3 protein-coding genes are annotated in these 4345 nt (G+C 52.9%); all 3 read right to left on the bottom strand.

Translation table 11 applies throughout. The annotated features are described in order from the left end of the window. Positions 1–553: 553 nt before the first annotated feature. Entirely contained in the window at positions 554–1948 is a 1395-nt protein-coding gene (locus D6877_RS08250) for an undecaprenyl-phosphate glucose phosphotransferase (protein ID WP_016775452.1), read from the bottom strand. Positions 1949–2338: 390 nt separating this feature from the next. After that, positions 2339–2998 (bottom strand): helix-turn-helix domain-containing protein, encoded by a 660-nt coding sequence (locus D6877_RS08245; RefSeq protein ID WP_041477289.1) that lies wholly within the window; start codon positions 2996–2998, stop codon positions 2339–2341. Positions 2999–3275: 277 nt separating this feature from the next. Then, the gene (locus D6877_RS08240) at positions 3276–4016 is read right to left on the bottom strand and encodes a winged helix-turn-helix domain-containing protein (RefSeq protein WP_130910449.1); all 741 of its coding nucleotides are present in this window, start codon (positions 4014–4016) and stop codon (positions 3276–3278) included. Positions 4017–4345: the final 329 nt, after the last annotated feature.

Genomic DNA, 4345 nt, shown 5'->3' with positions numbered 1-4345 from the left:
AGCCGGGAAGGGGACATGTTCTATCGCAACTTCGAGAAGATTACCGAGTAAGCGCTGGTCTGTGGGAGCGAGCCTGCTCGCGAAGGCGCCGGCGCATCCAACATCTTCATCGCCTGACACACCGCTTTCGCGAGCAGGCTCGCTCCCACAGTAAATCGGCATCACGCCACACATCCCGGCCATAACCCAAACCCCTCTGTGGGAGTGTTACACCACAATTTCCCCCAAACCCTAATCCCTGTGGGAGCGGGCTTGCCCGCGAAGGCGCCGGCACATCCAACATCTCCATCGCCTGACCCAGCGCTTTCGCGAGCAGGCTCACTCCCACAATTGGACGGCATCACGCCACACATCCTGGTCATCACCCAAACTCCCTGTGGGAGCGAGCCTGCTCGCGATAGCGTCGTGTCAGCCGACATCATCATTGACTGACCCACCGCCATCGCGAGCAGGCTCGCTCCCACAGGGGCGCACCTGGAGTCGATACTGGTTACCCAAATCCCGGCCACAAAAAAGGGGACTTTCGTCCCCTTGTGATCTGCAGCGCTGAGCCTCAGTAAATATCCTTCGACAACAACGTAAACGGCGTTTTCACCAGGATCTTCAGATCCAGCCACAACGACCAACTGTTGATGTACTGCAGGTCAATCTCGACACGCTTTTGCATCTTGTCGATGGTGTCGGTCTCACCGCGGCAGCCACTGATCTGTGCCAGGCCAGTGATCCCCGGTTTGATTCGGTGACGCGCCATGTAAGCGAGGATCTTGCCCGAGTAGTAATTGTTGTGCGCCACCGCATGCGGCCGTGGACCCACCAGCGCCATGTGCCCCTGCAACACGTTGAACAGTTGCGGCAACTCATCGAGGGAAGTGCGGCGAATAAAACGGCCTACTGCGGTAATGCGCGAGTCATTGCGGCTGGCCTGTTTCACTTCGCGGTCATCGTGGACACGCATCGAGCGGAATTTCCAGACCTTGATCACCTTGCCGTTCCAGCCATGGCGGTCCTGCTTGAAAAATACCGGGCCGGGCGAGTTGATTTTCACCGCCAGAGCGATGATCAACAGCAGCGGACTGAGCGCGATGATCGCCAGGAATGCCACGGTTTTTTCAACCAGACTCTTGCTCAGGGCAGCGGTGGGGCGGCTGGTCAGCGGACTTTCGTTCAAGTAGATCGCCGGCAGGCCGTCCACGACTTTCACCGAATGATTGAGCAGGGTCAGGCTGTTCAAGTCCGGCACCCACACCACATCGACGTTGGCCCCGAGCAAATCGACATACATCGCTTCGATCTTCGCGGCTTCGCACAGCGGCAGGGTAATGTAGAGGCGACGAATGTCGTGGGCTTCGATCAGCTCGAGCAACTCGTCCTGAGCGCCAACGACACGCGGTGCGTCGGAAGCGAGGACCGGTTTGTCACCGTTGCTGACCAGACCAATCAGCGGCAGGTTTTCCAGTTGGCTGAGTTTCTTCGCCAGGCCCAACGCCAGTTCGCCGGTGCCGACAATCAGCGTGCGGTGTTCGCTTTTACGCGAACGCTGGTAGTACTTGGAAAACGCATGCAGCGGCGCGTAGAGGAACGCCTGACCGAGGAAGCCATACACCGCCCAGCTGAGAATCACCTGACGGGAAAACAGCTCATCGGCCTGGCAGACAAACGCGATGCACGCCAGCGCGGCCATGGTCATCGACCAGCCCATGAACAAGCGGCCGAGGCCGGTCAGGTAGTTGTCGCGTTTGCGATAAACGCCGCTGAATGTGTAAGCCGGCACCGAGGCCAGGACGGCAAGGGTGGCGCACATTCGGTAGTAGAACGCGACGGTTCCGGTGTGCTGTTCAGCGAGAATGAACAGCAGCGTCACAACGAAAGCCTGTGCCAGCGCCCATTGGCCCCAAAAGGTCAGTCCCTTGAGGCCCGTGCTTCGATTAATACTGAGAGAAAGATCCATACGATATCCCCAAAAGACGTCCATTCAGGTTTCAACAGTTGAAAGCCGAGTTGTTATGCAGACTTATTGTTTTTGTTTTAGCGAGTGTCTTGAGGTAACAACATCGAGAGCCGAACTGTCGTCAGCCAATAGACTAAGTTATTGTCGGGAATGGTGTCTGACGAGTTCTAACAAGATGGCACAATGCCAACTTTTTAATAATTAAATAGATGGCTGTTAGAAAAGGTCGTAGAGCGGGGGATGAAAAAGCGAGGGTGTATTTGTTACTGTTGATGGGTGGAGGCAGGGAAGCTTTAATCGAATCAGGGAGGGAAAACCAAACAGAGTGCTCTTCTTGTTGTTGTAGTCGCACTTTATATCTGTTTGTCTCGGTTTGAAGGTCTTCTTCGGTTACGCAACGACTTCTTGAATCAGGCAATATCCGCGATTTCTTACGGCTCGGAACAATCGCTCGCCATTACTTGCGCTCTTGAATTTATCCTGCAATCGGCTCAGGCACATTTCCAGGCCACGGTATTGCTCGGGTTCCCGGCCAATGCTGATGATCAGGTCATCACGACTGACCACGCGCTCTTCATGGCTCAGCATTTTCCTGACCAGAGCGGTTTCCAAACCAGTCAGGCTGATCGCAACATTGTCCTTGAGCAACACGCCTTGTTCATCGTCAAGATGCCAGGTGTCGCTGCAAGGCTCAGTGCTCTCGCTGACATTGGAGATATGAGCGCGTTCTGCACTGCGGGTCGGGAAGCTTTGAAACGGATTGTCTGTCTGCGCGGCTCGCCATTCATTTTCAAGAGTGGCCAGTATGCGTTGGGTATCATGTTCGATACTGCGCGCAACATTCTTTCGGCTGAGGCTTGGGTAACTGAACTCCATGACCATCGGGGCGGAAGAGGGCGAAGCAACACCTTCAACAAACATTTGTGCCTGCGACGTGCCAAACGAATTGAAACGCTCGCTGGACAAGATACTTTCCAGTTCACGTTGCGACGTTGTGCTGTGCGTCACAACAACAAAATATTTTCTGGGGAGGGTTGTACTCGTTTCCATGTCTCTCTCCTAAATACACACCAAAATTGGCTAAAAGATAAATCGGCAGGCGAGCAATGACTTCCTCGGAAGTAATCGTAGGCAGGGTTCTGGCCGAAAATGGCCATCGATAAATTCCACTCGATCTGCTGCTATGTTATGGAGTTTTATTGTTATGTGGCGTGATGCCGTGCTCATTCAAGTGCTTGAGTTTTAATAAGTATGAGGCGCAATTGAAACGATATGGCTGCATCAGACGATCCTTCGTACGTATGCAAAAGGGAAGACTGCCCGAGACTCAGGCAGTCGATATCAGGCCCCGCATCAGGCGATAGCCGTAGCCGCGGATGCTCTGAATCGCGTTTGTACCATACATGTCCTTGATTTTTCCACGCAAGCGACTGATTGATTTTTCCAGTGCCCGAGGGTCGTAGAAATGGGTGTTGAGGCCCATGATGCTGGCGATTTCATCATGACTCAGAATGTGATTGCCGGTGTGCGCAAAGGCCTCGAGGATCTTCATTTCGGCGAAAGAGATATCCAGTTTGCGCCGACTGTCCATCAGGCAGATCCGCGTCGGATCAAGCGTGAGATTGATATCTCGTTGCCAGTCTTCGCTGTTGAAGAACTCCGCGAGCAAGTCTTCGCTGTCATCGCTCAATGTGTTGAGCTTGATACAGGCATCCGCCCCGGCGAGGAAATATTTGATCTTGTTGACGGCACCGCGGCCGGTGACGACTGCGCAAATAAGCGGTTTCAAGTTGTCATTGCGCAGGTTCTGCACCAGGGCCAGATTGTCTTCGAGCGCCTGTGGGCTATCGATGATGAGGAAAATGGCGCGATATGAACCGATGTAACCTTGTTCTTTATACGAACTAGTGAAGGCACCTGTTTCCAGGATCATATCGGACTGCACGTGCTTTGCGATCAGCGATCTGAAATGATCAGCCACACCCAGTGTACGACCCAGCGCAAGAACACCGGATTCATCATTTGTCGGGCGCGGACTTCTCGTCGCCAAGTTCCCTGAGAGCATCATGCGTTGACTCGAATTAGGTGCTGACATCGGGATGTTAAAGCACCGGTTCTCATCTGTGACTGACAATTGGTAACATTTACGCGGATTTTAGACACATCTCCCGAGTTTTCTAACAATAAGTAAGCTTTTCAAGCTTTTAGTTGATTTTCTCGAGGTTGTGAACTAACGCGTAGATGATGGCTATATGCAATGGTGCCACTATTTTGAGCTTGTGGCGATGGCTTTGTCTATGTCCTTTTGCCATTGATTGGCCATGTCAACAATGTGTGAAGTTGATCACACTTCATATCTGAACTGAAATATTTGTAGTAATAGATGTAAATTTTTTC

Origin of the sequence: Pseudomonas sp. Sample_9 (assembly GCF_004307535.1) — a bacterium.
GTDB lineage: Bacteria > Pseudomonadota > Gammaproteobacteria > Pseudomonadales > Pseudomonadaceae > Aquipseudomonas > Aquipseudomonas mercuritolerans.
The sequence above is the reverse complement of the archived record's forward strand: the minus strand, read 5'-3'. Positions and strand labels throughout refer to the sequence as shown.

Bases quoted from the DNA above. Each gene is read 5' to 3' on its own strand.
- D6877_RS08250 (WP_016775452.1), bottom strand. From the start codon at position 1,948: ATGGATCTTTCTCTCAGTATTAATCGAAGCACGGGCCTCAAGGGACTG.
- D6877_RS08245 (WP_041477289.1), bottom strand. From the start codon at position 2,998: ATGGAAACGAGTACAACCCTCCCCAGAAAATATTTTGTTGTTGTGACG.
- D6877_RS08240 (WP_130910449.1), bottom strand. From the start codon at position 4,016: ATGATGCTCTCAGGGAACTTGGCGACGAGAAGTCCGCGCCCGACAAAT.